We start from the raw sequence: 24,331 nt of genomic DNA, 5'->3' as shown, positions 1-24,331 counted from the left end.
ACTGTCCACCACGATTCGCCCCGCCCGGTCCGGGCCGTCCCGGGCCCGCCCGCCCGACCCCGCGGCCCGCCCGACCCGTCTCCCGGACCCGCGGCCCGCCCCGTCCGGCTCAGCCCGTCCCGTCGATCCGTGCGGCCAGTGCCCGGAACTCGTCCCAGGTCAGTGCGGGCTTGCCCGGCACCCACAGCTTCTGGGCGGTCGCCCGCAGCGGCATCCGGATGCCGCGCGCCACCTGGTCCGGGGTCTGCGCCTGCGGGAAGTCGCCCCAGACGGCGAACCGGCCGCCGAGGATCCGGCCCGACCAGCGCGCCGGGACCGGCTTCGTGCCGCGCAGGACGAGCGGGGTCCACTGCTCGTAGATCCGCTCGCCCGTCGGGTAGACGAAGTTGTTGGGCTGGCCGAGCACGTAATAGAGGAACTCGTCGTTGAGGTTCACCACCCGCCGCCCCTCGCGCAGGTACTCCTCCGGCTGCCGGGCGCCGTACTCCTTGCCCGTCCAGTACTCGACCTCGATGTTCTTGTCGGCGGGGACGGTCCCGTCGCGGAAGAAGCCGTCGTTCCACGCCTTGGGCTGCTTGCCGAGCCGGCGCACCACGGCCGCGCGGTCGTTGAGCCAGCCGGTGGCGAGGTCCTCGATCCCGGCCCCCGCCCCGTACTTCCGCTCGGCGGCGCTCTGGAGCTGCGGGTAGGAGGCGGCCGGGTCACGGGCCATCAGCGCCAGGTACTCGTCGGCGCCGAGGTGCCAGTACGCACCGCCGAACAACTCGGTGTACTCGACGAGGAGTTCGTCGACGAGCTTCGCCGCCCCCGGGTCGGAGATGTCCAGCGAGCCGGGCGAGAGCCGGCCCGAGGCGCTGCGCAGCTGGAGGCCGGGGTGGGCCCGCAGCACCGCGCCGAGGTGGCCCGGGGAGTCGATCTCGGGGACGACCCCGATGTGCAGCCGGCCCGCCAGCCCGAGGATCCGCCGCACCTCCGCCTTGGTGAGGTGCTGCGGCGACACCACCTCCGGGTGGGTGTCGGACTCGATGCGGAAGGCCTGGTCGTCGGAGAAGTGCAGGCCCAGCTGGTTGAGCTTGAGGTCGGCCATCTCGCGCAGCCGGTCCTCGATCCAGGCGGCGGTGTAGTGCTTGCGCGCGATGTCGAGGTTGAGGCCGCGCTGCGGCCGGTCGGGGCGGTCGCGCACCTCGCCCTCCGGCATCGCCCCGTCGGCGCGCACCGACTGCTTCAGCGTGCGGGTCCCGTAGAAGACACCGGCCTGGTCGGGTCCGCTGATCCGCACCCGTCCGTCGCGGACGTCGAGGGTGTACGACTCGGGGGTGCCGCCGCCGGGGACGATCGCCAGTTCCACGTCGCCCGCGCGGGCGGGGACGTCGCCCCGGTAGCGGACCTTCAGCTCCTGGGCCAGCAGCCGCCCCTCGTCCGCGAGCACCCCGCTGCCGTCGGCGACGACGACCCCGCCGTCCGGGCCGGGGCGCCAGCCGGGGCCGCGGGCCGCCCGGTGTTCCCGCACGGCGGGGATGGTGCGGGGGGCCTTGGAGAGCGGGTAGCTCCGGGTCGGCGAGGGGACGGCGGAGGAGGGCACGGGGGCGCGGGACGCCGAGGTCTGCCCCGCGAGCCCGCTGTCGGAGCCCTCCGGCCAGACGACGACGGCGACCGTCACGGCGGCCGCCGCGGTGAGGACCGCGCCGGCCGCGAGGGCTCCGCGTGAGGGCGACATGGTCAGGAACCTCCGTTGTTCGCGGGAAACAGGGCGGGAAACGGGACGGGAGCAGGGACAGGAGCAGGGACAGGAGCAGGGACAGGAGCAGGGACAGGAGCAGGGTCGGGAACGCGCCGGAAGGCGGGACGGGAAGCCGGGCGGGGAGAAAAGGGAGCGGATCGGACAACGGGCGGGAGCGGTCGGGAACGAGGAGGCCGGTGCCGGACGTTCTCCTCGGGGACACGGCCCATCAGACCGGATCGCGGACCCTCAGCCGTTCCGAAACCCTCTCGTCCGGGTGAAATTCGCGCATCCGTCGGACGTCTGTTGCCCCGCCTCGGTAGCTTTGAGGCACATTCGTCTCTCCCTTCACCCTGCATCTGTCCGGCCTCATCCGTCCCTTCCCACTCAGGGTCACAGATGCCGTTGATCCGAGGAGCCCACGCTGTCCAGGTCCAGCGAGTCCCACGCCGGCCTCCCGGAGCGGTTGTGGCAACCGGTCACCCGGACGGCCCTGCCCGTCCAGGGGCCCGTGCCCGCCCGGGGTCCGGCCCGTCACCCGGGTCTCGACCGCTTCAACGCCGTACCGCCCGCCGACGCCGAGGCCGCCCTGCTGGCGTGCTGCGGCAGCCGCCGCTGGGCGCACCGGCTGATGCTCCACCGCCCCTACCCCGATCTCGACGCCCTGCTGGCCGCGGCCGACGAGGCGGGGTACGACCTGGCGCCCGCCGACCTCTCCGAGGCGCTCACCGCCGAGGTCTCCCCCGGCCTGCACCACGCCGCCCCGCCCTCCGCCCATCTCGCGCTGCGGGCCGCGCACGCCGCGTACGAGAGCCGCTTCGGCCACGTCTTCGTGATCTGCCTGGACGGCATGGAACCGGCCGAGCAGCCCGATCAGGTACTCGCCGCGATCCGGACCAGGCTGGGCCACGAACCCGACCACGAGCGGGTGGTCACGGCCGACGAGATGCGGCGGCTCGCCCGGGGCCGCATCATCGACCTGGTATCGGCTTCATAACGGAATGGGCTCGGCCGGAGAGGTCAACAGGGTGTTCTAGGCCGTCCGTGCCCGTTTGATTGCCACTTTGATCACACCGTGGGCCCCCGCGCGAACGAACCGACAATCCGTCGCTACGATGGCCGGGGCCGGTGGACCGTACCCGGCCGGGTCAGACCGACAGTCAAGCCGGCCGACCCCAATCCCCGCTCCCGGAGGGTTCTTCCGTGCCGGCTGGAACGCTGTACCGCGGCCGGGAAGGCATGTGGTCCTGGGTGGCTCATCGAGTCACCGGTGTCCTCATTTTCTTCTTCCTGTTCGTACACGTCCTGGACACCGCTCTCGTCCGCGTCTCCCCCGAGGCGTACGACGACGTCGTGGCCACGTACAAGACGCCGATCGTCGCGCTCCTCGAATACGGCCTGGTGGCCGCCATTCTCTTCCACGCGCTGAACGGTCTGCGCATCATCGCCGTGGACTTCTGGGCCAAGGGTCCGCGCTACCAGAAGCAGATGCTCTGGTCCGTCGTGGGCATCTGGGTCGTGCTGATGGTCGGGGCCCTGTACCCCGTCCTCGGCCACGCCGTACGTGAACTTCTCGGGAGCTGAGGCCAATGTCCACCGAGTCCTCCGCCGCGATCGGCTCCGTCGAGGGCGTGAGCCTGTACGACGTCGACAACCCGGCCCCGGTCATCGAGCCGCCGCGCAAGCGCACCGGCAAGACCCCCAAGGGTTCGCGCACCAACTTCGAGATGTACGCCTGGCTCTTCATGCGCCTGTCGGGCATCGTCCTGGTCGTCCTGGTCCTCGGCCACCTGCTGATCCAGCTGGTGCTGGACGGCGGCGTCTCCAAGATCGGCTTCGCCTTCGTCGCGGGCCGCTGGGCCTCGCCGTTCTGGCAGGTCTGGGACCTGGCGATGCTGTGGCTGGCCATGCTCCACGGCGCCAACGGCCTCCGTACGGTCATCAACGACTACGCCGAGCGTGAGAACACCCGCTTCTGGCTGAAGATGCTCCTGTACACCGCCACGGTGTTCACCGTCCTGCTGGGCACGCTGGTGATCTTCACCTTCGACCCGAACATCCGCTAGGCGCCGGGCCAGAGGGACCAGAGGAAATCATGCAGATCCACAAGTACGACACCGTCATCGTCGGCGCCGGTGGCGCCGGTATGCGCGCGGCCATCGAGTCCACGAAGCGCAGCCGCACCGCCGTGCTCACCAAGCTCTACCCCACCCGCTCCCACACGGGCGCCGCGCAGGGCGGCATGGCCGCCGCGCTGGCCAACGTGGAGGAGGACAACTGGGAGTGGCACACCTTCGACACGATCAAGGGCGGTGACTACCTGGTCGACCAGGACGCCGCCGAGATCCTGGCGAAGGAGGCCATCGACGCCGTTCTCGACCTGGAGAAGATGGGCCTGCCGTTCGGCCGCACGCCCGAGGGCCGGATCGACCAGCGCCGGTTCGGCGGTCACTCCCGCAACCACGGCGAGGCCCCGGTCCGCCGCGCCTGCTACTCGGGCGACCGCACCGGCCACATGATCCTCCAGACGCTGTACCAGAACTGCGTCAAGGAGGGCGTGGAGTTCTTCAACGAGTTCTACGTCCTGGACCAGCTGGTCGTCGAGGAGGACGGCGTCAAGAAGTCCGCCGGCGTCGTCGCCTACGAGCTGGCCACCGGCGAGATCCACGTCTTCCAGGCGAAGTCGGTCATCTACGCCTCGGGCGGCACCGGCAAGTTCTTCAAGGTGACGTCGAACGCGCACACCCTGACCGGTGACGGCCAGGCCGCCTGCTACCGCCGCGGTCTGCCGCTGGAGGACATGGAGTTCTTCCAGTTCCACCCGACGGGCATCTGGCGCATGGGCATCCTGCTGACGGAGGGCGCCCGCGGTGAGGGCGGCATCCTCCGCAACAAGGACGGCGAGCGCTTCATGGAGAAGTACGCGCCCGTCATGAAGGACCTCGCGTCCCGTGACGTCGTGTCCCGCTCCATCTACACGGAGATCCGCGAGGGCCGCGGCTGCGGTCCCGAGGGCGACCACGTCTACCTCGACCTCACGCACCTGCCGCCGGAGCAGCTGGACGCCAAGCTCCCGGACATCACCGAGTTCGCGCGCACGTACCTCGGCATCGAGCCCTACACGGACCCGATCCCGATCCAGCCGACCGCGCACTACGCCATGGGCGGCATCCCGACCAACGTCGAGGGCGAGGTGCTGGCCGACAACACCACCGTCGTGCCCGGCCTGTACGCCGCCGGCGAGGTCGCCTGCGTCTCGGTGCACGGCGCCAACCGCCTGGGCACCAACTCGCTGCTCGACATCAACGTCTTCGGGCGTCGCGCGGGCATCGCCGCCGCCGAGTACTCCGCGAAGAGCGACTTCGTCGAGCTTCCCGAGAACCCGGCGCAGCTGGTCGTCGACCAGGTCGAGCGGCTGCGGAACTCCACGGGCACCGAGCGCGTCGCCGCGCTCCGCCAGGAGCTCCAGGAGTGCATGGACGCCAACGTGATGGTGTTCCGCACCGAGCAGACCATCAAGACCGCGGTCGACAAGATCGCGGAGCTGCGCAGGCGCTACCAGGACGTGTCGATCCAGGACAAGGGCAAGCGGTTCAACACGGACCTCCTGGAGGCCATCGAGCTGGGCAACCTGCTCGACCTGGCCGAGGTCATGGCGACCTCCGCACTGGCCCGCAAGGAGTCCCGCGGCGGTCACTACCGCGAGGACTACCCGAACCGCGACGACGTCAACTTCATGCGCCACACCATGGCGTACCGCGAGGTCGCGGCCGACGGCACCGAGTCCATCCGGCTCGACTACAAGCCCGTCGTCCAGACCCGCTACCAGCCGATGGAGCGTAAGTACTGATGGCAACCCCGACTCTGGACAAGGTCGAGGCGCAGTCCGCCGCCTCGCCGTACATCACGGCGACCTTCCGGATCCGCCGCTTCAACCCCGAGGTCTCCGACGAGGCCCAGTGGGAGGACTTCCAGGTCTCGATCGACCCGAAGGAGCGTGTCCTCGACGCCCTTCACAAGATCAAGTGGGACATGGACGGCACGCTGACGTTCCGCCGTTCCTGCGCCCACGGGATCTGCGGCTCCGACGCGATGCGGATCAACGGCAAGAACAGGCTCGCCTGCAAGACGCTGATCAAGGACATCAACCCGGACAAGCCGATCACGATCGAGGCCATCAAGGGCCTCACGGTCCTCAAGGACCTCGTGGTCGACATGGAGCCGTTCTTCCAGGCGTACCGCGACGTCATGCCCTTCCTCATCACCAAGGGGAACGAGCCGACCCGCGAGCGCCTGCAGTCCCCCGAGGACCGCGAGCGCTTCGACGACACCACCAAGTGCATCCTGTGCGCCGCGTGCACGTCCTCGTGCCCGGTGTTCTGGAACGACGGCCAGTACTTCGGCCCGGCGGCGATCGTCAACGCGCACCGCTTCATCTTCGACTCGCGCGACGAGGGCGGCGAGCAGCGCCTGGAGATCCTCAACGACCGTGACGGCGTGTGGCGTTGCCGCACCACGTTCAACTGCACGGACGCCTGCCCGCGTGGCATCGAGGTCACCAAGGCGATCCAGGAGGTCAAGCGGGCGCTGATCACGCGCCGCTTCTGAGCTCCACCGGTCACCGGCCGCACCAGGGGCCCCGGCTCCCGCAGAGTTCCTGCGGGAGCCGGGGCCCCTTGCTGCGCGGCCCGGGACTTGACGGTACGGTCGTGCGGAACCGGGCACCGGTTCACCGCCCCGGCGCGGCAGGGCCCCGGGACGCGCAGGACCGACCGAGAGCGGGGAACGTTGAGCGATCCGAATCCGTACGCGGACGAATCGTACAAGTGGGGTCCCGACCCCCGGCAGCAGAACAATCCGCCCACCGCCCCGGACGGCCAGGGAGGCGGCGGCCCGGCGTACGGCCATCCGCAGCCGCCGCCCGGGTCCGCGCCCCGGCCCGGCCCCGCCTACGGCTATCCGCAGGGGGCCGCCGCCCAGCCGGCCATGCCCGGTGCCGGTTTCCCGCAGCCGGGGATGCAGCCCGGCGCCGGCATGCCGGTGCTGACGTTCGGCGACATCGCCGTCATGAACGACCAGATCATGACGCCGGCCGGGCCGATGCCGCTCAAGGGCGCGGTGTGGACGGCCACGGACCTGTCGCGCACCGAGGAGAAGATCCCGACGGTGGCGATCGTGCTCGCGATCGTCTTCGCGCTGTTCTGCCTGATCGGCCTGCTGTTCCTCCTGATGAAGGAGAAGCGGACGGTCGGCTTCGTCCAGGTCACGGTCACCAGTGGCGGCCGGCACCATTCGACGATGATCCCGGCGGTCTCCCCGGACACCTTCCCCATGGTGATGGCCCAGCTCAACACGGCCCGCGCCATGAGCGTCTGAGGACACACCGCCCCCTTCGGGCACCCCGCACCCCATGCCCCCGCACCACCGCCCGCCGCCACCGCTCCCGTCCGCGGACCCGTGTCCGCCGTCCGTGACCGCGACCCGTCCCGCCGTGCGCCTCCCGCCGCCGGGACCGGTCGCCGGGGCACCCGCTTGAACATGTTCAAAAGCAGGTCTACAGTCCATGACACAGGCTTTTGAACGCGTTCAAGGGAGGCGGGGGCATGGACCTCACCGTCGTCGCGTACGTCATCTACCTGCTGTTCGGCGTGGCGCTCACCGTCTGGGTCGCGCGCACGCTCAGCCGCAACGGCAAGGTGTTCCTCGAAGAGGTGCTGCAGGGCAAGGAGAAGCTCGCCGATGCCGTCAACCACCTGCTGGTGGTCGGCTTCTACCTGGTCGACCTGGGCTTCATCGCGCTCTTCCTGAGAAGGACCGACGAGGTCGCCGACGCCCGCGGGCTGTTCGAGGCGCTGTCGGTGAAGCTGGGCGTCGTCCTGCTCGTCCTCGGCGTGATGCACCTCGGCAACGTCCTCGTGCTCAGCACGATCCGCCGCCGCCGGCTGATGGAGAGCGGGAAGATCCCTCCGGCGATGCCGCAGGGCCGGCCGATGCCGCCGGGAGCCGGCCCGTGGGCCGCCCCCGTACCGCCCGGACACTGAGACCCGTCACCACCGGCCCGGGGCCGCACGGTCCCGGGCCGATACCCTCGGGACCGTGGTGAAGGAAGTGAAGGACGTGAAGGCAGCCAAGGCGCCCAAGAGCGAGCAGACCCGCACCCTCATCCTCGAAACCGCGCTCCGGCTCTTCCAGGAACGCGGTTACGACAGGACGACGATGCGGGCCATCGCCCAGGAGGCGGGCGTCTCCGTCGGGAACGCCTACTACTACTTCACGAGCAAGGAGCATCTCGTCCAGGGCTTCTACGACCGGCTCGCCGCCGAGCACGCGGCGGCCGTGCAGAAGGTCCTGGACGAGGAGAAGGACCTCGCGGCGCGCATGCGGGGGGTCCTGCTCACCTGGCTGGACGTGGCGGAGCCGTACCACCGCTTCGCGGCCCAGTTCTTCAAGAACGCAGCCGACCCGGAGAGTCCGCTCAGCCCGTTCTCGGCCCAGTCCGTCGCGGCGCGCGAGGCGGCGATCGCCATCCACCGGCGGTGCCTGGAGGGCTCCGCCACCAAGACCGACCCCGAACTGGACGATTACCTGCCGCAGTTGATGTGGCTGGTCCAGATGGGCCTGGTGCTGTACTGGGTGTACGACCGGACCGAGCACGCCGAGCGCAGCCGCCGTTTGGTCGAGCGCTGCACCCCGATCGGCGCCCGCGTCATCGCGCTCTCCCGGTTCCGGGCGCTGCGTCCGGTGGTGCGGCAGGTGCACGACGTGCTGGAGGAGTTCCTGCCCGGCGCGGCGAGGGCCAAGGACCGGCCGTCCGGCGGGCCGGCGCCGAAGAGGCCCTGAGAGCCGGGGGCCGACAAACCGAGGGGCGGTGCGCCCCGGCGTTCTGCCGGGGCGCACCGCCCCTCGTTCGTCCTGTGGGCCCCGCCCCGCGGGGACCGGCCCCGCGGGTCCGTCAGATCCGCCGCAGCTCCCAGAGCCGCCAGATGCCGGTGCCGTCCGAGAGGTACTGCGAGCCGGCGACGTCCGTCGTGCTGACGGAGTACTCCTTCTTCTGCCACAGCGGGATCAGCGGCACGTCCTCGCCGACCTGCGCCTGGAGGGACTTGAAGTCGTCCGTGGTGCGGCCCCGGTCGCTGTACTGCAGCGTGGAGCCGATCAGGCTGTTCACCTTCTTGCTGGAGTAGCCGTTGTGGAGGGCGTTGTTGCGGCCCACCAGCGGCTGGCTGAAGGTGTCGGGGTCCGGGTAGTCGGGGAACCAGCCGATCGTGTACGCGTCGTACTTGCCGGCCGCGTACTCCTTCTGGAACTTCGTCCACTCGACGGCGTGGACCTCCAGCTTGAACAGCCCGTCCTCCTCCAGCTGGCGGCGGAGCTCCTCGGTCTCCTTCGCCTGGATCTCGTCGCCGCCGCGGTAGCCGAAGTTGATGCGCACCGGCGTCTGCACACCGGCCTCGCTCAGCAGCTTCCTGGCCCGCTCGGGGTCGGGCGTCGGGTAGGCGTCGAAGAACGGCGTGCTGTGCCCGATGTACCCCTGCGGGATCAGCGAGTAGAGCGGCTCGACCGTGCTCTTGTAGACCTTGCTCACCAGGGGCCCGCGGTCGACGATCGAGGCGATCGCCTGCCGGACCTTCTTGTCGGCCATCGGGGAACCGGGGCGGACGTTGAAGACGAGGTTGCGGATCTCGGCGCTGTCCGCCTCGGTGACGCGCAGGTCGGGGTCACCGGGGTTCAGCTCGGCGAGCATGGCCGGCGGCAGCTCGCGGTGCGCGATGTCGACCCGCTTGCCCTCCCAGGCGGCCAGGAGCTTGTCCGAGTTGCCGTAGTAGTGCACGGTGACCGGGACGCCGGTCTCCTTCAGCGCACCCTTGTACCGGGGGTTGGGGATCAACTCGGCGACGACGCCCGAGCGGTACTTCTTCAGGGTGAAGGGCCCCGAGCCGTCGACCGTGTTGCCGCTCCTGAGCTTGTCCGCCGGGTACGACTCGCGGTCGACGATCGAACCGGCCCCGGTGGCGAGCTTCTGCGGGAAGGTCGCGTCGCGCGAGGAGAGGTTGAACGTGATGGTGCGGCCCTCGGTCACGACGTTCTTCAGGCTCGGGAACAGCACCCACGGGCCGGCGTCCGTCTTGATCTTGAGCATGCGGTCGATGGAGTACTTGACGTCGGCCGCGGTGATCGCCCGACCGTTGGAGAAGGTCAGGTCGTCACGGAGCTTGCACTGGTACGTCTGGAGCTTCTGGCCGATGAATCCACAGCTCTCGGCGGCGTCCGGCTCGGGGACGGTCGCCCCGGACTTGAACGTCAGGAGGGACTGGTAGAGGTTGCTGTAGATCGCCCAGGAACCCGCGTCGTACGCACCGGCCGGGTCGAGCGAGGTGACCACGTCCGTGGTGCCGACCGCGATCGGGGTCTCGTCCACCTCGTCCGAGGGGAGCAACTGCCAGACTCCGACGCCCACGACAGCCAGGACCCCGATGACCGCAAGAATCCGTAGCCGGATCGACTGCATTGCCGTGCTCTCCCTTACCAGCCCCACCTCGGTGTTGTGCTTCAGATACGCACATCACCGCATGCTCCCGCTCACCCAATCACACGATATTCACATCTGGAAGAGTGAAACTGGCATTCATAGCCTTTTGTTGGACACTTGAAACCTCGGTGCGCCCAAAAGGCCGGAACCTGTCGTTCCCGAGGGCCCGGTCCCACGAATCACGAGGTCAGGCCCGGAGCGAGGCGAGTTCCACGACGGTGATGTCGGAGGGTGCGCCGACCCGTACGGGCGGTCCCCAGGCGCCCGCGCCGCGCGAGACGTAGAGCTGGGTGTCGCCGTACCGGTCGAGCCCGGCACCGGTGGGGTTGGCCAGGTCGGCGATGAAGTTGCCCGGCCAGAGCTGACCGCCGTGGGTGTGGCCGGAGAGCTGGAGGTCCACGCCGTGGGCGACGGCGTCGTGGATGACGACGGGCTGGTGGGCGAGGAGGACGGCGGCGCGGGCACGGTCCCGGTCGCCGAGCGCGCGGGCGAAGTCGGGGCCCTGCCCCTCGCTCTCCCCGGCGACGTCGTTGACGCCCGCGAGGTCGAACCCGTCGATCTCCACCCGGGCGTTCTCCAGCGGGTGGAGGCCCAACTCCCGCACCTGGTCGACCCATTGGGCCGCACCGGAGTAGTACTCGTGGTTTCCGGTGACGAAGAAGCTGCCGTGCCGGGCGCGCAGTCCGGCGAGCGGCTCCGCCGCCGGGCCGAGGTCGGCGACGGTTCCGTCGACGAGGTCGCCGACGACGGCGATCAGGTCCGGCCCGGTCCGGTTGATCGTGTCGACGATCCGCCGGGTGTGGGCACTGCCGAGGATCGGGCCGAGGTGGATGTCGCTGACGACGGCGATCCGGAAGCCGTGCGCGGAGCGGGGCAGTTTGGCGAGCGGGACGGTGACCCGCTCGACGCTCGGCCCGCGCAGCACCCCGTGGGTGCCCAGGCCGACCGTCCCGAGCCCCGCGACGGCGGCGGCACCGCCGACGACCCGGGAGACGAACAAGCGGCGCGAGGGGTCGGCGGGGCGGCGGGGGGCGGAGGCGTCGACGGCACTCGAAGCACCGGGGGCGCTCGATGCGTCGGGGGCCGGGGTGTCGTCGGTGTCCGGGGCATCGGCCGCCGGGGCGTCGTCGGCGGCGGTGGCGACCGCCAGGGAGCCGGGGGCGTCGGCCGCCCCGCCGGCCCCCTCCGCCACGGCCTTCCGGGATCCGGCGGCCGGTTCGGCAGGCTCCGCGGCCGGGGAGCGGTCCGGGTGATTCCCGTCACTCGTACCGGCTTCCCGGGCCCCGTCCTCACTGCTCGTCACCCGGTCCGCCCGCCCCGCGAGCACCCGGCGCAGGAGCGGCCGCACCGCCTCCCCCACCAGCAGAGCCAGCGTCAGGTACAGCACCGCGGCCAGCCAGAGGTAGCCGGGCCAGGCCAGCGCCTGCTGGAGCGGGAAGGGCGCCCCCGCACGGCCGGAGACCAGGGCGCCGAGGCTCAGCAGCGGCAGGACGAACGCGGCCGCGGTGCCCGCCCTGCGCAGGGCGCCGCCCCGGGCGGTCGTGTCACGGACCAGCCGGCACCACAGATAGCGGTGCACGCCGCCGAACAGCGCGAGCACCACGACCACCATCACCACGAAACCGGCCACTGCCACCAGCTTGCTCCCCACCCGGCCTGCTGCTCGTCACGGACGTTCGCGGCGCAGTGCCTTGACGCCACGGAACCCGATCACACCGATGACCGTCCCCAGGAGAAAGGACGTGATGGCGAGCAGCAGATGCACCCAGAAGTACGCAGTCGGGTCACCCGCGTCGTCGAAGGCGAGTCCGCTGCCGTCCTTCCACAGGTTCTTGACGAAAGTGATCCAGATGAACCAGCTCCACACCCCGAAAGCGAGCAGGAACCAGGAGACGGGGCGGCTGAGCTTCATGGACTCAGTATCGCCGCCGCGCTCCCGCGGGGCCGCCCGGGGTGGGCCGTCCCGGCGGCACACGCGGCGGGTCAAGCCATCCGTACCCATTTTCATATCATCTGCCTGTACGTTTCCGACCGTGCCTGCTCTCAAAAAGACCGCCCTGACGGTCGTCTCAGCCGCCTTGCTGTCCAGTTTCGCCATCGCGCCGGCATCGGCGGTCGGCAGGGACACCTCCGACGACGCGCCGAAGCCGCCCGCGGGCATGTCCCGGGTCGGTGGCGAACTGCTGGGGAGAAGCGGTACGCAGGTCCAGCTGAAGTCGGGCGCCCCGGTGCTGCCGAAGGACCTCACGGGCCGGTCCTGGATCGTCGCGGACGCGGAGAACGGCGAGGTCCTCGCCTCGCACAACGCACACTGGCGGCTGCCGCCCGCCTCCACCCTGAAGATGCTCTTCGCGGACACCGTGATGCCCGCGCTCCAGCCGAAGACCCGTGAGTACACCGTCCGGGACGAGGACCTGGCCGACCTCGGCGAGGGCAGCAGCCTGGTCGGCATCAAGGAGGACCTCAGCTACACGGTCCACGACCTGTGGCTCGGGGTGTTCCTGCGCTCGGGCAACGACGCGGTGCACGTGCTGTCCTCGATGTACGGCGGCGTGCCCAAGACCGTCGAGGCCATGCAGACGCACGCCGAGGAGTTGCAGGCGCTCGACACGAAGGTGGTCTCGCCCGACGGGTACGACGCGCCCGACCAGGTCTCCAGCGCGTACGACCTGACGCTGTTCGCCCGCAGCGGGCTGCAGAAGGCGGACTTCCGGGAGTACTGCTCGACGGCCGAGGCGCAGTTCCCCGGCGCGGAGAAGAAGGGCGGGAAGCGGGAGAGCTTCGCCATCCAGAACACCAACCGGCTGCTGACCGGCGCGGACGGCGTCGAGCCGTACAAGGGGATCGCGGGCGTCAAGAACGGCTACACCTCGCACGCCGGCAACACCTTCACCGGTGTCGCCGAGCGCAACGGCAAGGTGCTGCTCGTCACCGTCATGAACCCGTCGTCCGACGAGGCCCACGCCGTCTACAAGGAGGCCGCGAGCCTGCTGGACTGGGGCTTCGAGGCGAGCGGCAAGGTCACCCCGGTCGGCGAGCTGGTGCCCCCGAAGTCCGCCGACACCGGATCGGGCAAGGGCGCCCCGGCCGCGCAGGGCAAGGACAAGGGCGGACACGGCCCCGAGAACGGCAAGAAGGCCGTCGCCGCCGACGAGGGCGGCAGCGGCGGTGTCGGGGTCGCGCTGGGCATCGTCGGCGGCGTCCTGGTGCTGCTGGCCGGCGGGGTGTTCCTGGTCAACCGGCGCTGGCCGCTGCCGGACCTGGTGCGTCGTCTCCCCCGCCGCTGACGGCCCCCTCCTCGGTCCCCCCGGCGTCCTCGGCGCCCCCGCTGTTCTGCGTCGCCGTCCAGGCGGCGCAGAACAGCAGCAGTTTCGCCGTGAAGTTGAGCCAGAGCAGCAGGGCCACGGGCACCCCGAAGGCGCCGTACATGCTCTTGGACGCGACGCCCTTCATGTAGCTGCCGAGCAGCAGCTTGAGCAGTTCGAAGCCGATCGCGCCGATCGCGCCCGCGACCAGCAGACTGCGCCGCGGCGGCTCCACGCCGGGCAGCAGGGTCAACAGGTAGAGCAGCAGCAGGAAGCCACCGAGCGCCCCCACGGCCATGGCGGCCACCTGGAGCACCACACCGCCCGCGCCCCGGTCCGAGATGTTCAGCAGCCCGGCGGTCCGGCCGACCGCGACGGTGCCCACCGAGGAGACCGCGAGGGTCGCGAGCGCCGCGCCGCCGAGCCCGAGCAGCAGCCCCGCGTCCTTGAGCTTGCGGACGACCGGGTTGCCCGTGTCCACGTCGTCCCGGCCCCAGACGGCGCGCAGGCAGTCGCGCATCGAGCCGAGCCAGCCGATCCCGGTGAGGAGCAGCAGCGCACCGGCCACCGCCCCGACCGTGCCCGCGTGGGCCACCAGGCCCTCGATGCCGAGCTGGTCGGAGATGCCCGGCACCTGCTCGGCGAGCTTGTCCTCGATCTTGCGCAACTGCTCGTCGGAGAGCAGCGCGGCACCGATCGCCGCACCGACCGCGATCAGCGGGAAGATCGCCAGGAAACTGGTGAAGGTGATCGCGGCGGCGAGCCTGGTCCAGTGGACCCGTTCCAGCGTCTCGTAGGAACGCCAGGCGTGCGTCACCATCAGCCGGGAGACGATCGGCCCGATGACGGGGAGTTTTTTCAGCCAGTCCATGACCTACGGCTTACCCGTCCGGGCGCCGGGAACCGTGACCCGGCCCTGTCCGTGTGCGGCCCGACACCCCCTCAATCACCCATAACGGTGAGCACTGTAACAAATCCCCCAAAAGGGTTTTCCCTGGCGCTACGGTCACCGTCATGTCTGTCGACACGGTGTCCCTGACCGGCTGGGGCCGTACCGCCCCGACGACCGCTCTGCGGTTCCGTCCGCGCACGTACGAGGAGGCGGCGGCGACGGTACGCGGCTGCGGACCCCGCGGCTCCATCGCCCGGGGGCTGGGCGGATCCCACGGCGACGCGGCGCAGAACGCGGGCGGCTCCGTCCTCGACATGACCGCGCTGGACCGGATCCGCACCGTCGACGCCACCACCGGGCTGGTGGTCTGCGACGCCGGGGTCGGTCTGCACCGGCTGGCGGAGGTCCTGCGGCCGCTCGGCTGGTCCGTGCCCACCCCGTCCCCGAACCGGTACGTCACCGTGGGCGGCGCGATCGGCGCCGACGCGCACGGCCACGACCAGCACCACTCCGGCTCCTTCTCGCGCCACGTCCAGGAGTTGGAGCTGCTGACCGCCGACGGCGAGATCCACACGGTCCGCCCCGGCACCGTGCTCTTCCACGCGACCGCGGGCGGCCTGGGCCTGACGGGTGTGATCCTCTCGGCGACGCTGCGCTGCCACCGGGTCACCGGGTCGTGGCTGTCGGTCGACACCGAACGCACCGTCGACCTGGACGACCTGCTGGACCGGCTCTCCGCCGGGGACCACCGCTACCGCTACTCGGCCGCCCGGATCGACCTCCTCGCCCGCGGCCGGGCGACGGGGCGCGCCGTGCTCACCCGGGGCGAGCCCGTGCCCGGGGACGGGCGGGCGCCCCGGTACGCGCGGCCGGCGCGCGCCCGGCGCACCCCGTTCGCGTTCCGTCCGGGCCGGCTGCCGTCCCTCGCCGCCCTCGTGCCCCGCTCGCTGCCCGGCGGGGCCTGCGCCGCCCTCCTGGGCGAGCTCCGGTACCGCGGCGCACCCGGGTACCGGCCCGGCGAACTCCAGCGGCCCGCCGCGTTCTTCCGCCTCCTGGACGGGCCGGTCCGGGACCGGCCCCGGGGGCGCGCCGGGTCGGTGCGGTACCAGTTCGCCGTCGGCTTCGGGCAGGAGGAGGCGCTGCGGCGGATCGTGCGCCGGATCTCCCGGCGGCGCTGCCCGTCGTCGTACGCGGTGCTGAAGCGGTTCGGCGCGAGCGACCCGGGCTGGCTGTCGTTCCCCCTGCCCGGCTGGACGCTCGCCCTCGACCTGCCCGCCGGACTGCCCGGCCTGGCCCGGTTCCTGGACTCGCTGGACGAGGAGGTGGCGGCGGCCGGCGGCCGGGTCTGCCTGGCGAAGGACTCCCGGCTGCGGCCCGAGCTGCTGGCCGCCATGTATCCGAAGCTGGACGAATTCCGTTCACTGCGCGCCGAGTTGGACCCGTACGGGGCATTCCGCTCGGACCTGTCGCGCCGTCTGTCGCTCTGACCGGCGCCGCGTTCCGCACACTCCGTCACCCCCTGGTCATCACCCCTGTCTGCAAGGAGCGTTTTCGTGAAGGACGCCTTCGGAGCCCCGCAGTCCCTGCTCGTACTCGGCGGCACGTCGGAGATCGCCCTGGCCACCGCGCGGCGGCTGATCGCGCTGCGGACCCGCACGGTCCGGCTGGCCGGGCGCCCCTCCCCCGCCCTCGACGCGGCCGCCGCCGAACTGCGCGCACGCGGCGCCGACGTCCGCACGGTCGACTTCGACGCCCTCGACTCCGGGTCCCACGAGGCCGTGCTCGGCGAGGTCTTCGCCGAGGGCGACGTCGACATGGTGCTGCTCGCCTTCGGGATCGCGGGCGACCAGGAACGCGACGAGGAGGAGCCGCTGTCCGCGGTCCGGGTCGCCCAGACCAACTACACGGGGGCCGTCTCCGCCGGGCTGGTGTGCGCCGGCGCGCTCCAGGCACAGGGGCACGGTTCGCTGGTGGTGCTGTCCTCGGTGGCGGGCGAGCGCGTGCGCCGCGCCGACTTCATCTACGGGTCCAGCAAGGCGGGCCTGGACACGTTCGCGCAGGGGCTGGGCGACGCGCTGCACGACACCGGGGTGCATGTGATGGTCGTGCGCCCCGGCCTCGTGCGGCCGGGGACGGCTCCCGACGACACGACGGGGACGGCCGGGACCGGGGAGACGGCCGGGGAGACGGTGGCAGAACCTGCGGCGGAGCCCGTGGCGGTGGCGGCAGTGACCGGAATCACGGAGCAGGCGGGCGCCGCGGGAAGCGGGAGCGGTGCGCGGGGCGGCGCGCAGGCCGGTGCGTCGCGGACCGGCCTGCCGCGGATCGGCATGCCTCGGGCCGGTGCGCCGTGGATCGGTGCGCCCCGGGTCGAGGCGGCCCGGCTCGCCGCCGCCCGGTTCGCCGCCGCGCCGCTGGAGGCGTCGTCCCTCACCACGACCCCGGACGCGGTCGCGGAGGCCATCGTGGCAGGGCTGCGACGGCGCTCGGAGACGGTCTGGGTGCCCGGGTCGCTCCGCGCGGTGATGTCGGCGCTGCGGCACGTGCCGCGCCCGCTGTTCCGGCGCCTGCCGCTCTGAACCGGAGGAACGGGGGGAAGGGGCGGAGGAGGCGAAGGAGTCACCCGGGGCACGCCGGGGTCGAAGGGGGCGTGCGGAGGGTGGTGATCAGGTCTGCAGGGAGGGTTCGTCCACGGCCGAGCCGCCCTGCGCGGGCACGGCGGGCATGCCGTCCCCGGCCCCGAACGGGAACTCGTTGATCTTGCGCCAGACGCTGTCCGCGCCCTGCTCGTACAGCGCGAAGGAACCGCAGGTCCAGGACGCCTCGTAGTCGGAGAGCTCCTCGTACGCCCGGTCCATCGCCGCCTCGGGGATGTCGTGCGCCACGGTCACGTGCGGGTGGTACGGGAACTGGAGCTCGCGGACCAGCGGCCCCGAGCCGTCCCGGACCCGCTTCTGGAGCCAGGAACAGGCCGAGCCGCCCTCGACGACCTGCACGAAGACCACCGGCGAGAGCGGCCGGAAGGTCCCCGTGCCGGACAGCCGCATCGGGAAGGGACGGCCGCCCGTCGCGATCTGGGCGAGGTGCGCCTCGATCGCGGGCAGGGCGGCCGCGTCGGCCGCGGTCGGCGGAAGCAGGGTGACGTGGGTGGGAATGCCGTACGCGGCGGGATCCCCGAAGCTCGCGCGCCGCTCCTGGAGCAGGCTGCCGTAGGGCTCCGGGACCGCGATCGAAACGCCGAGCGTTACGGTCCCCACGTCGTTCTCCTCAATCCTCGGTGGTCGATGACCTGTTTTCGGCCATCCACCTGATCGGCTTCCGTCGCCAGTGTGCAGCCTGGGGCCCCGAAACCGCCAGGGTCCTTGGACTCAGTGCTTCGCAGGCAGGAAGCCCATCCGGTCGTACGTACGAGCCAGGGTCTCGGCCGCGACGGACCGTGCCTTCTCCGCTCCCTTGGCCAGGATCGAGTCCAGCGTCTCCGGGTCGTCCAGATATTCCTGGGTGCGGGTCCGGAACGGTGTGACGAACTCGACCATGACCTCGGCGAGGTCGGTCTTGAGCGCACCGTAGCCCTTGCCCTCGTACTTCTGCTCCAGATCCGCGATACCGGTGCCCGTGAGTGTCGAGTAGATGCTCAGCAGATTGCTGACGCCGGGCTTCTCCACACGGTCGAAGCGGATGACCGTGTCGGTGTCGGTGACCGCGCTCTTCACCTTCTTGGCGGTGGCCTTCGGCTCGTCGAGGAGGTTGATCAGACCCTTCGGGGTGGCCGCCGACTTGCTCATCTTGGACGACGGGTCCTGGAGGTCGTAGATCTTCGCCGTCTCCTTGAGGATGTACGGGTCCGGCACGGTGAAGGTGTCGCCGTAGGTGCCGTTGAACCGCTCGGCGAGATTGCGGGTCAGCTCCAGGTGCTGGCGCTGGTCCTCGCCGACCGGGACCTGGTCGGCCTGGTACAGCAGGATGTCGGCGACCATCAGCATCGGGTACGTGAAGAGACCGACGGTGGTGCGGTCGGCGCCCTGCTTGGCGGACTTGTCCTTGAACTGCGTCATGCGCGACGCCTCGCCGAAGCCGGTGAGGCAGTTCATGATCCAGCCGAGCTGGGCGTGCTCGGGGACGTGGCTCTGGACGAAGAGCGTGCACCGCTCGGGGTCGAGACCGGCGGCCAGGAGCTGGGCGACGGCGAGCCGGGTGTTCGCGCGCAGCTCCGCGGGGTCCTGCGGAACGGTGATCGCGTGCAGGTCGACGACCATGTAGAAGGCGTCGTGGGATTCCTGCAGCGCCACCCACTGGCGGACCGCACCGAGGTAGTTGCCGAGGTGGAACGAGCCTGCGGTGGGCTGGATTCCGGAGAGCACGCGGGGGCGTTCAGAGGCCATGGGACTCATTGTCTCAGGTACGGGAGCGATCTCCGGCAGCCGGTGCGGAAGGCGCCCGGACCGGTGGCGCGCGCCACCGTCGATGAGACGGGGATCACGGAGGGGCCCGGGAGGAGCGGGCGGGGGCGCCGGTGCCCGGCCGGTCGGGCACGCCGGGAATCGGAGGTTTCCTCGGACCGGATCCGACCGACGATACAAAGTGGGCACCACCCCGCCCACGCCCATGCCCACGACGAACGGAGATCCCGTGTCGATCACGGAAAACGCCATCGCCTCCGCCGAGGCGCACAGCGCGCACAACTACCATCCGCTTCCCGTCGTGGTCGCCACGGCGGAGGGGGCCTGGATGACCGATGTCGAGGGCCGCCGCTACCTCGACATGCTCGCCGGGTACTCGGCGCTCAATTTCGGCCATGGCAACCGGCGTCTGCTCGACGCGGCCAGGGCGCAGCTGGACCGGGTGACCCTCACCTCGCGCGCCTTCCACCACGACCGGTTCGCCGACTTCTGCACGCAGCTCGCCGAGTTGTGCGGAATGGAGTCGGTGCTCCCGATGAACACCGGGGCGGAGGCCGTGGAGACCGCGGTGAAGACGGCCCGCAAGTGGGGCTACCGGGTGAAGGGCGTCCCGGACGGCATGGCGAAAATCATCGTCGCCGCGAACAACTTCCACGGCCGGACGACGACGATCGTCAGCTTCTCCACGGACCCGGAGGCCCGGGAGGACTTCGGCCCGTACACGCCGGGGTTCGAGATCGTGCCGTACGGGGACCTCACCGCGCTCCGGGAGGCGATGACGGAGAACACCGTCGCGGTGCTCATGGAGCCGATCCAGGGCGAGGCCGGGGTGCTGGTGCCGCCGCCGGGCTACCTCCCGGGGGTGCGCGAGCTCACGCGCGAGCGCGACGTGCTGTTCATCGCGGACGAGATCCAGTCGGGTCTCGGCCGGACCGGGAAGACCTTCGCGTGCGAGCACGAGGGCGTCGTGCCGGACATGTACGTGCTCGGCAAGGCGCTGGGCGGCGGGGTGGTCCCGGTGTCGGCGGTGGTCTCCTCGCGGGAGGTGCTCGGGGTGTTCCGGCCCGGCGAGCACGGTTCGACGTTCGGCGGCAACCCGCTGGCCTGCGCCGTCGCACTGGAGGTCGTCGCGATGCTGCGCACCGGTGAGTACCAGGAGCGGGCGGCCGAGCTGGGCGAGCACCTGCACCGGGAGCTGGGGCTGCTGGTGGGCGGCGGCGCGGTGGACGAGGTGCGGGGCCGCGGGCTGTGGGCGGGCGTGGACATCGCCCCGGCACTCGGCACGGGCCGGGAGATCTCCGAGAAGCTGATGGAGCGCGGGGTGCTGGTCAAGGACACCCACGGCTCGACGATCCGGATCGCGCCGCCGCTGGTGATCAGCAAGGAGGACCTGGACTGGGGGCTGGAGCAGCTCCGCGGCGTCCTGCGCCACTGACCCGGGAGCCGGTGCGCCGGGTCGGGGGCATCATGCCCCCGACCCGGCGGCACGGTGACACGGGCGGCGCGTCGCGCCGGCTGGCGCGCCGGACCGGTCGGTGCGCCGGGCCGCGGCGGGTGTTCTCCCGCGGCCCGGCCCGGTGGTACGGCCTGGCAGACTCTGCGCCGTGAGACCTGACCTGACGCAACTGCGTGATCTCGTCGAGGAGTCGCCGGGGTTCGGCCGCGGGTCGGCCGCCGCCGTGCCGGAGGAGGCGATCCGGGAGGCCGAGACGCGCGTCGGCCCGCTGCCGCCCTCGTACCGGTGGTGGCTGGCCGAGTTCGGCCACGGGCAGGCCGGCGGCGCGCAGATCGCGACGGCCGGGCCCGCCGGGGCGGCCGACGACGACATGTACGAGGCCATCACCGCCGCATGGCGGCTGAGCGGCGCCCGGCTCTGCTTCGCCGTCGAGCCGGACTGCGGGGACGGCTACTCCTTCGCCCTCGACCGGGACGGGGAGGCCGGGGCCGGGGAGCACCCGGTGGTGTGCCGGGACGGCATCGACGGCGACGAGTACCCGGTGGCGGAGTCCTTCGCCGGGTTCCTGGCCGTCCGGGCCGCACGGCTGCGCGGGCTGCGGGACGGTCCCAACCCCACGATCGCCCGGCTGTGGCGCTCGACGCCGGGCGTGCTGCTCGACAACGGCGTCCACGTCTACGGCCCGCACACCGTCGCGGAGCGCAACGAGACCTTCGAAGTGGCCCGGTACGCGCCCCACTGGGTGCTGGTCGGGGACGACGGCGGGGGCGACGGGTTCTTCATGCGCCGTCACGGCCGCGACCGCGTCTCGGTCCACCGGCTCGGGCTGGGCGCGATCTGCCCGGACGTCGCGGCGGCGGGCGAACCCGTGACGGACGACCTGATCGGCTGGCTGCACGCGGCCGGGGCCTGACGGGGCGACGGTTTCCCGCCACCCCGCCACCCCGCCGGCCCGCTGTCCCGCCGGGCCTGACCGGGACCGGCCCGGCCCGACCGGCCCTCAGAGGATGACGTGCGGCAGGAAGCGGGCGTACTCGTCCGTGACCGGTCCGGCGGACTCGCGGATGCCCAGGCCGGCCGCCTCGTCCTCGACGACCCAGGCCCCCAGCACCACGCGGTTGCCGTCGAAGTCCGGCAGCAGCGCGAGTTCCTGGTAGCAGCACGGCTCGTCGCGCAGCACCGCGGGACTGCCCGGTCCGTGGACCGTGACCCCGGCCCCCTCGCGGCCGAGCAGCGGCTTGGCGACATAGCCGGGGCCGTCGCCCGTGCCCGCCGCCAGCTCGCGGGGGCCGTCGAGGTAGGACGCGAGCAGGTTCGGGTGGCCCGGGTAGAGCTCCCAGAGGATCGCCAGCAGCGCCTTGTTGGACAGCAGCATCTTCCAGGCGGGCTCGATCCAGCAGGTGGTGCCGCTGCCGCCGCCGTTGTCGAGGGTGTCCAGCACGTGCGGACCGAACCGGTCGGTCGCCAGCCACTCCCACGGGTACAGCTTGAAGCAACTGCGGATGAACCGGAGCCGCTCGTCGACGAACCGCCCGCTCAGCCGGTCCCAGCCGATCCGTTCGACGGAGAGTGCCTCGGTCTCGATGCCGGCCTGCTCCGCGGTCTCCCGCAGGTAGGCGACCGTCATCAGGTCCTCGCCCAGTTCGTCCCCGTCGGAGTGCGCGAAGTGCAGCGGCCCCGGCGGCAGCAGGGCGGCCTGCCGCCGCCACGCGTCGACGAGCCGTTCGTGCAGCGAGTTCCACTGGTCGGCGCCCGGGAAGCGGTCCTCCATCCAGAACCACTGGGCGCTCGCGGCCTCCACCAGGGAGGTGGGGGTGTCCGCGTTGTACTCCAGCATCTTCGCCGGGCCGGTCCCGTCGTAGCGCAGGTCGAACCTGCCGTACAGGGACGGGAGTTCGGCCCTGCGGTGCCAGGACTGCGCGATCAGGTCGGCCAGCCGGCGGTCGGTGATGCCGAGTTCGGCGAACCGGTTCTTCTCCACGATGTGCGCGGCCGCGGCCAGGCACATGGCGTGCAGCTCCTCGACCACCTCCTCCAGGGCCTCGACCTCGGGCAGGGAGAAGACGTAGTAGGCGCTCTCGTCCCAGTACGGGCGCAGCGACCCGTCCGGGTAACGGGTGAGCGGGAAGACGATCCCCTGCTCCTCCACCGTCTGCTGCCAGCCGGGACGCGGCTGCGTGGTGCGGCGCTCCATGCCGGCTCAGCCGCCGCCGGTGCCCGAGCAGCCGAAACCGCCCCGGTCGACCGCCGACTTGTTGAAACTGCCGCCCTCGACCTTGCCGTTCTTGCTGCTGCCGCCGTAGTAGTACGAGCCCTTGCCGCCGCCCTTGCACTCGTAGCTCGGCAGCTTGTCCCGGCTGACCGGGTCGACGCACCGCTTGTCCGGTTCCGAACCGCAGGAGGTGATCATCGCGGCGAGCACCCCCATGCCGCCGAGCACCACCGTGCTCGACCGCAGCCTTCGTACAGCCATGTCTCCGTCTCCCCCGTAGTAAAGATCAAGCCAGTGTGACCATCGAACGCGACCGTTCATCAGACTAGCGCGGAGGGTTCGGGCCCCGGCAGGACAGGGCTCGGCCCCGGTGGGGCACGGGCCGGGAGGTCACCGGGTGGGCAGTACCCGGCACAGGGCGTCCAGGGCGCCGGCCCAGGCGCTGTCGGTGGGTGTTCCGTATCCGATGACCAGGGCGTCCCGTCCCGGTGCCGCGTCGGGGTGACGGAAGCGCGAGATCCCCTCCAGTGCCAGCCCCTGCCACGCGGCCGCCCGCAGCACGGACGGCTCGCTGCCCTCGGGGAGTTCGAGCACGGCGTGCAGTCCGGCGGCGATGCCGCTGATCCGGACCTCCGGGGCCCGTTCCGCCAGGGCCTCGACGAGCTGGTCGCGGCGGCGCCGGTAGCGCAGCCGCATCGAGCGCACGTGCCGGTCGTACGCGCCCGACCCGATGAACTCCGCGAGCGTCAGCTGGTCCAGCGCGCTCGACGACCAGTCGCTCACCCCCTTGGCCTCGGACACCTCCCCCACCAGGTTCTCCGGCAGCACCATCCACCCCAGCCGCAGGCCGGGGGCCAGCGACTTGCTCGTCGTCCCCAGGTGCACCACGCGGTCGGGGTCGAGGCCCTGGAGCGCGCCGACCGGCTGGCGGTCGTAGCGGAACTCGCCGTCGTAGTCGTCCTCCAGGATCAGCCCGCCCGTGGCCCGTGCCCAGTCCACCGCCGCGGCCCGGCGGTCGGGGTGCAGCGGCACCCCGGTGGGGAACTGGTGCGCGGGCGTCATCAGGACCGCGCCCACGCCCCGCAGCCCGGCCAGTTCGTCGGTCCGCGCCCCGAGGTCGTCGACCGGCAGGCAGGGCAGCCGCAGCCCGGCCTCCCGGAGCAGGTCGTAGTGGATGTCCAGCCCGTACGACTCGACGGCCACCTCCCGCACCCGTCGCCCGCGCAGCACCGTTCCCATCAGTTTCAGCGCGTGCGCGAAGCCGGCGCAGATCATGATGCGTTCCGGGTCGGCGTGGACGCCCCGGGCGCGGGCCAGGTAGTCGGCGAGCACGGTGCGCAGTTCGACGCGTCCCCGCGGGTCGCCGTACCCGAAGGCGTCGTGGGGCGCGGCCGTCAGGGCGCGGCGGGCCGCCCTGAGCCATTCGGCGCGCGGGAACGTCGAGAGGTCGGGCGACCCGCCCAGCAGGTTGTGCGCGGGCCGGGAGCCCGGAGTCCGGGTCCGGGTGACCCGGACGGCCGAGGGGCGCGGCTCGGCCCGCCGGGCGACCCGGGTACCCGAGCCCTGCCGGGCGGTGAGCCAGCCCTCGGCGACCAGTTCCGCGTAGGCGTCGGCGACGGTGTTCCGGGCCATGCCGAGGTCGGCGGCGAGCCCGCGGGAGGACGGCAGCCGGGTGCCGGGGGCCAGCCTGCCCGTCCGTACGGCCTCCCGCAGGGCGTCCATGAGCCCGGCCCGCAGCCCGGTCGACCCGGTGGTGTCGAGATGCAGGTCGGCGCCGAAAGTGGCCCATGAATCCGTCATGGAAATGGACCATACA

Annotated in this window: 23 protein-coding genes; 13 read left to right on the top strand and 10 right to left on the bottom strand. The window is 71.7% G+C overall.

Features of this window, described 5'->3' with window-relative positions:
* Positions 1-109: 109 nt before the first annotated feature.
* Positions 110-1,717 carry a glycoside hydrolase family 20 protein gene (locus ABZZ04_RS13485; protein ID WP_356932345.1) on the bottom strand — a complete coding sequence of 536 codons (1,608 nt, stop codon included), beginning with the start codon at positions 1,715-1,717 and terminating at the stop codon, positions 110-112.
* 514 nt (positions 1,718-2,231) lie between these two features.
* Between ABZZ04_RS13485 and ABZZ04_RS13480 the strand changes: the two genes are divergently transcribed.
* The 8 genes from ABZZ04_RS13480 to ABZZ04_RS13445 all read left to right on the top strand — a co-directional run bounded on the left by ABZZ04_RS13480 (position 2,232) and on the right by ABZZ04_RS13445 (position 8,560).
* On the top strand, positions 2,232-2,717 hold the full coding sequence (locus ABZZ04_RS13480) for a 2-oxo-4-hydroxy-4-carboxy-5-ureidoimidazoline decarboxylase (protein ID WP_356932344.1): 486 nt from the start codon (positions 2,232-2,234) through the stop codon (positions 2,715-2,717).
* Between the two features lie 206 nt (positions 2,718-2,923).
* Entirely contained in the window at positions 2,924-3,304 is a 381-nt protein-coding gene (gene sdhC / locus ABZZ04_RS13475; RefSeq protein WP_356932343.1) for a succinate dehydrogenase, cytochrome b556 subunit, read from the top strand.
* Positions 3,305-3,309: 5 nt separating this feature from the next.
* Complete coding sequence (locus ABZZ04_RS13470; RefSeq protein WP_356932342.1) at positions 3,310-3,786, top strand: succinate dehydrogenase hydrophobic membrane anchor subunit; 477 nt, start codon at positions 3,310-3,312, stop codon at positions 3,784-3,786.
* A 29-nt stretch (positions 3,787-3,815) separates the two neighbouring features.
* Complete coding sequence (gene sdhA / locus ABZZ04_RS13465; protein WP_356932341.1) at positions 3,816-5,570, top strand: succinate dehydrogenase flavoprotein subunit; 1,755 nt, start codon at positions 3,816-3,818, stop codon at positions 5,568-5,570.
* Positions 5,570-6,328, top strand: a complete 759-nt coding sequence (locus ABZZ04_RS13460) for a succinate dehydrogenase iron-sulfur subunit (protein ID WP_356932340.1) — start codon at positions 5,570-5,572, stop codon at positions 6,326-6,328. Before sdhA ends, ABZZ04_RS13460 begins: the two co-directional genes overlap by 1 nt.
* Positions 6,329-6,508: 180 nt before the next feature.
* Complete coding sequence (locus tag ABZZ04_RS13455; protein ID WP_356932339.1) at positions 6,509-7,096, top strand: hypothetical protein; 588 nt, start codon at positions 6,509-6,511, stop codon at positions 7,094-7,096.
* A 227-nt stretch (positions 7,097-7,323) separates the two neighbouring features.
* Positions 7,324-7,761 (top strand): hypothetical protein, encoded by a 438-nt coding sequence (locus ABZZ04_RS13450; RefSeq protein ID WP_356932338.1) that lies wholly within the window; start codon positions 7,324-7,326, stop codon positions 7,759-7,761.
* Between the two features lie 55 nt (positions 7,762-7,816).
* A complete protein-coding gene (locus ABZZ04_RS13445) occupies positions 7,817-8,560 on the top strand; it encodes a TetR family transcriptional regulator (RefSeq protein ID WP_356932337.1) in 744 nt (247 codons plus the stop codon).
* A gap of 112 nt (positions 8,561-8,672) precedes the next feature.
* Here the strand turns inward: ABZZ04_RS13445 and ABZZ04_RS13440 are convergent, their stop codons facing one another.
* The 3 genes from ABZZ04_RS13440 to ABZZ04_RS13430 all read right to left on the bottom strand — a co-directional run bounded on the left by ABZZ04_RS13440 (position 8,673) and on the right by ABZZ04_RS13430 (position 12,162).
* On the bottom strand, positions 8,673-10,229 hold the full coding sequence (locus ABZZ04_RS13440; RefSeq protein WP_356932336.1) for an ABC transporter substrate-binding protein: 1,557 nt from the start codon (positions 10,227-10,229) through the stop codon (positions 8,673-8,675).
* A gap of 208 nt (positions 10,230-10,437) precedes the next feature.
* The gene (locus tag ABZZ04_RS13435) at positions 10,438-11,862 is read right to left on the bottom strand and encodes a metallophosphoesterase (protein WP_356932414.1); all 1,425 of its coding nucleotides are present in this window, start codon (positions 11,860-11,862) and stop codon (positions 10,438-10,440) included.
* A gap of 54 nt (positions 11,863-11,916) precedes the next feature.
* Positions 11,917-12,162 (bottom strand): hypothetical protein, encoded by a 246-nt coding sequence (locus ABZZ04_RS13430; protein WP_356932335.1) that lies wholly within the window; start codon positions 12,160-12,162, stop codon positions 11,917-11,919.
* A gap of 121 nt (positions 12,163-12,283) precedes the next feature.
* Between ABZZ04_RS13430 and ABZZ04_RS13425 the strand changes: the two genes are divergently transcribed.
* Positions 12,284-13,537 carry a D-alanyl-D-alanine carboxypeptidase gene (locus tag ABZZ04_RS13425; RefSeq protein ID WP_356932334.1) on the top strand — a complete coding sequence of 418 codons (1,254 nt, stop codon included), beginning with the start codon at positions 12,284-12,286 and terminating at the stop codon, positions 13,535-13,537.
* Here the strand turns inward: ABZZ04_RS13425 and ABZZ04_RS13420 are convergent.
* Positions 13,485-14,426 carry a YihY/virulence factor BrkB family protein gene (locus ABZZ04_RS13420; protein ID WP_356932333.1) on the bottom strand — a complete coding sequence of 314 codons (942 nt, stop codon included), beginning with the start codon at positions 14,424-14,426 and terminating at the stop codon, positions 13,485-13,487. The two genes, ABZZ04_RS13425 and ABZZ04_RS13420, sit on opposite strands and share 53 nt — an antisense overlap.
* A 143-nt stretch (positions 14,427-14,569) precedes the next feature.
* Here ABZZ04_RS13420 and ABZZ04_RS13415 point away from each other — a divergent pair, with 143 nt between their 5' ends.
* Both ABZZ04_RS13415 and ABZZ04_RS13410 read left to right on the top strand, forming a co-directional pair.
* On the top strand, positions 14,570-15,934 hold the full coding sequence (locus tag ABZZ04_RS13415; RefSeq protein WP_356932332.1) for an FAD-binding oxidoreductase: 1,365 nt from the start codon (positions 14,570-14,572) through the stop codon (positions 15,932-15,934).
* 66 nt (positions 15,935-16,000) lie between these two features.
* Positions 16,001-17,026, top strand: a complete 1,026-nt coding sequence (locus ABZZ04_RS13410) for an SDR family NAD(P)-dependent oxidoreductase (protein WP_356932331.1) — start codon at positions 16,001-16,003, stop codon at positions 17,024-17,026.
* 87 nt (positions 17,027-17,113) lie between these two features.
* Here ABZZ04_RS13410 and ABZZ04_RS13405 read toward each other — a convergent pair whose 3' ends face one another.
* On the bottom strand, positions 17,114-17,704 hold the full coding sequence (locus ABZZ04_RS13405; RefSeq protein ID WP_356932330.1) for a 2'-5' RNA ligase family protein: 591 nt from the start codon (positions 17,702-17,704) through the stop codon (positions 17,114-17,116).
* A 111-nt stretch (positions 17,705-17,815) separates the two neighbouring features.
* Positions 17,816-18,829, bottom strand: a complete 1,014-nt coding sequence (trpS, locus tag ABZZ04_RS13400; RefSeq protein ID WP_356932329.1) for a tryptophan--tRNA ligase — start codon at positions 18,827-18,829, stop codon at positions 17,816-17,818.
* A gap of 247 nt (positions 18,830-19,076) precedes the next feature.
* Between trpS and rocD the strand changes: the two genes are divergently transcribed.
* Both rocD and ABZZ04_RS13390 read left to right on the top strand, forming a co-directional pair.
* Positions 19,077-20,282 carry an ornithine--oxo-acid transaminase gene (rocD, locus tag ABZZ04_RS13395; protein WP_356932328.1) on the top strand — a complete coding sequence of 402 codons (1,206 nt, stop codon included), beginning with the start codon at positions 19,077-19,079 and terminating at the stop codon, positions 20,280-20,282.
* Between the two features lie 169 nt (positions 20,283-20,451).
* The gene (locus ABZZ04_RS13390) at positions 20,452-21,216 is read left to right on the top strand and encodes an SMI1/KNR4 family protein (RefSeq protein WP_356932327.1); all 765 of its coding nucleotides are present in this window, start codon (positions 20,452-20,454) and stop codon (positions 21,214-21,216) included.
* Between the two features lie 87 nt (positions 21,217-21,303).
* On the opposite strand, the gene ABZZ04_RS13385 is transcribed toward ABZZ04_RS13390, so the two are convergent.
* The 3 genes from ABZZ04_RS13385 to ABZZ04_RS13375 form a co-directional block, all read right to left on the bottom strand.
* Positions 21,304-22,497, bottom strand: a complete 1,194-nt coding sequence (locus ABZZ04_RS13385) for a glutathionylspermidine synthase family protein (RefSeq protein WP_356932326.1) — start codon at positions 22,495-22,497, stop codon at positions 21,304-21,306.
* Between the two features lie 6 nt (positions 22,498-22,503).
* Positions 22,504-22,776, bottom strand: a complete 273-nt coding sequence (locus ABZZ04_RS13380) for a hypothetical protein (RefSeq protein WP_148838801.1) — start codon at positions 22,774-22,776, stop codon at positions 22,504-22,506.
* 129 nt (positions 22,777-22,905) lie between these two features.
* Complete coding sequence (locus tag ABZZ04_RS13375) at positions 22,906-24,315, bottom strand: PLP-dependent aminotransferase family protein (RefSeq protein ID WP_356932325.1); 1,410 nt, start codon at positions 24,313-24,315, stop codon at positions 22,906-22,908.
* Positions 24,316-24,331 lie beyond the last annotated feature (16 nt).

This window comes from Streptomyces sp. NPDC006435 (assembly GCF_040612315.1).
GTDB lineage: Bacteria > Actinomycetota > Actinomycetes > Streptomycetales > Streptomycetaceae > Streptomyces.
This window is presented reverse-complemented; position numbering and strand designations above follow the sequence as displayed.

Excerpts from the sequence above, each read along its gene's own strand:
- ABZZ04_RS13485 (WP_356932345.1), bottom strand. The coding sequence starts at position 1,717 with ATGTCGCCCTCACGCGGAGCCCTCGCGGCCGGCGCGGTCCTCACCGCG.
- ABZZ04_RS13470 (WP_356932342.1), top strand. The coding sequence starts at position 3,310 with ATGTCCACCGAGTCCTCCGCCGCGATCGGCTCCGTCGAGGGCGTGAGC.
- sdhA (WP_356932341.1), top strand. The coding sequence starts at position 3,816 with ATGCAGATCCACAAGTACGACACCGTCATCGTCGGCGCCGGTGGCGCC.
- ABZZ04_RS13460 (WP_356932340.1), top strand. The coding sequence starts at position 5,570 with ATGGCAACCCCGACTCTGGACAAGGTCGAGGCGCAGTCCGCCGCCTCG.
- ABZZ04_RS13450 (WP_356932338.1), top strand. The coding sequence starts at position 7,324 with ATGGACCTCACCGTCGTCGCGTACGTCATCTACCTGCTGTTCGGCGTG.
- ABZZ04_RS13440 (WP_356932336.1), bottom strand. The coding sequence starts at position 10,229 with ATGCAGTCGATCCGGCTACGGATTCTTGCGGTCATCGGGGTCCTGGCT.
- ABZZ04_RS13435 (WP_356932414.1), bottom strand. The coding sequence starts at position 11,862 with ATGGTGGTCGTGGTGCTCGCGCTGTTCGGCGGCGTGCACCGCTATCTG.
- ABZZ04_RS13430 (WP_356932335.1), bottom strand. The coding sequence starts at position 12,162 with ATGAAGCTCAGCCGCCCCGTCTCCTGGTTCCTGCTCGCTTTCGGGGTG.
- ABZZ04_RS13420 (WP_356932333.1), bottom strand. The coding sequence starts at position 14,426 with ATGGACTGGCTGAAAAAACTCCCCGTCATCGGGCCGATCGTCTCCCGG.
- ABZZ04_RS13415 (WP_356932332.1), top strand. The coding sequence starts at position 14,570 with ATGTCTGTCGACACGGTGTCCCTGACCGGCTGGGGCCGTACCGCCCCG.
- trpS (WP_356932329.1), bottom strand. The coding sequence starts at position 18,829 with ATGGCCTCTGAACGCCCCCGCGTGCTCTCCGGAATCCAGCCCACCGCA.
- ABZZ04_RS13385 (WP_356932326.1), bottom strand. The coding sequence starts at position 22,497 with ATGGAGCGCCGCACCACGCAGCCGCGTCCCGGCTGGCAGCAGACGGTG.
- ABZZ04_RS13380 (WP_148838801.1), bottom strand. The coding sequence starts at position 22,776 with ATGGCTGTACGAAGGCTGCGGTCGAGCACGGTGGTGCTCGGCGGCATG.
- ABZZ04_RS13375 (WP_356932325.1), bottom strand. The coding sequence starts at position 24,315 with ATGACGGATTCATGGGCCACTTTCGGCGCCGACCTGCATCTCGACACC.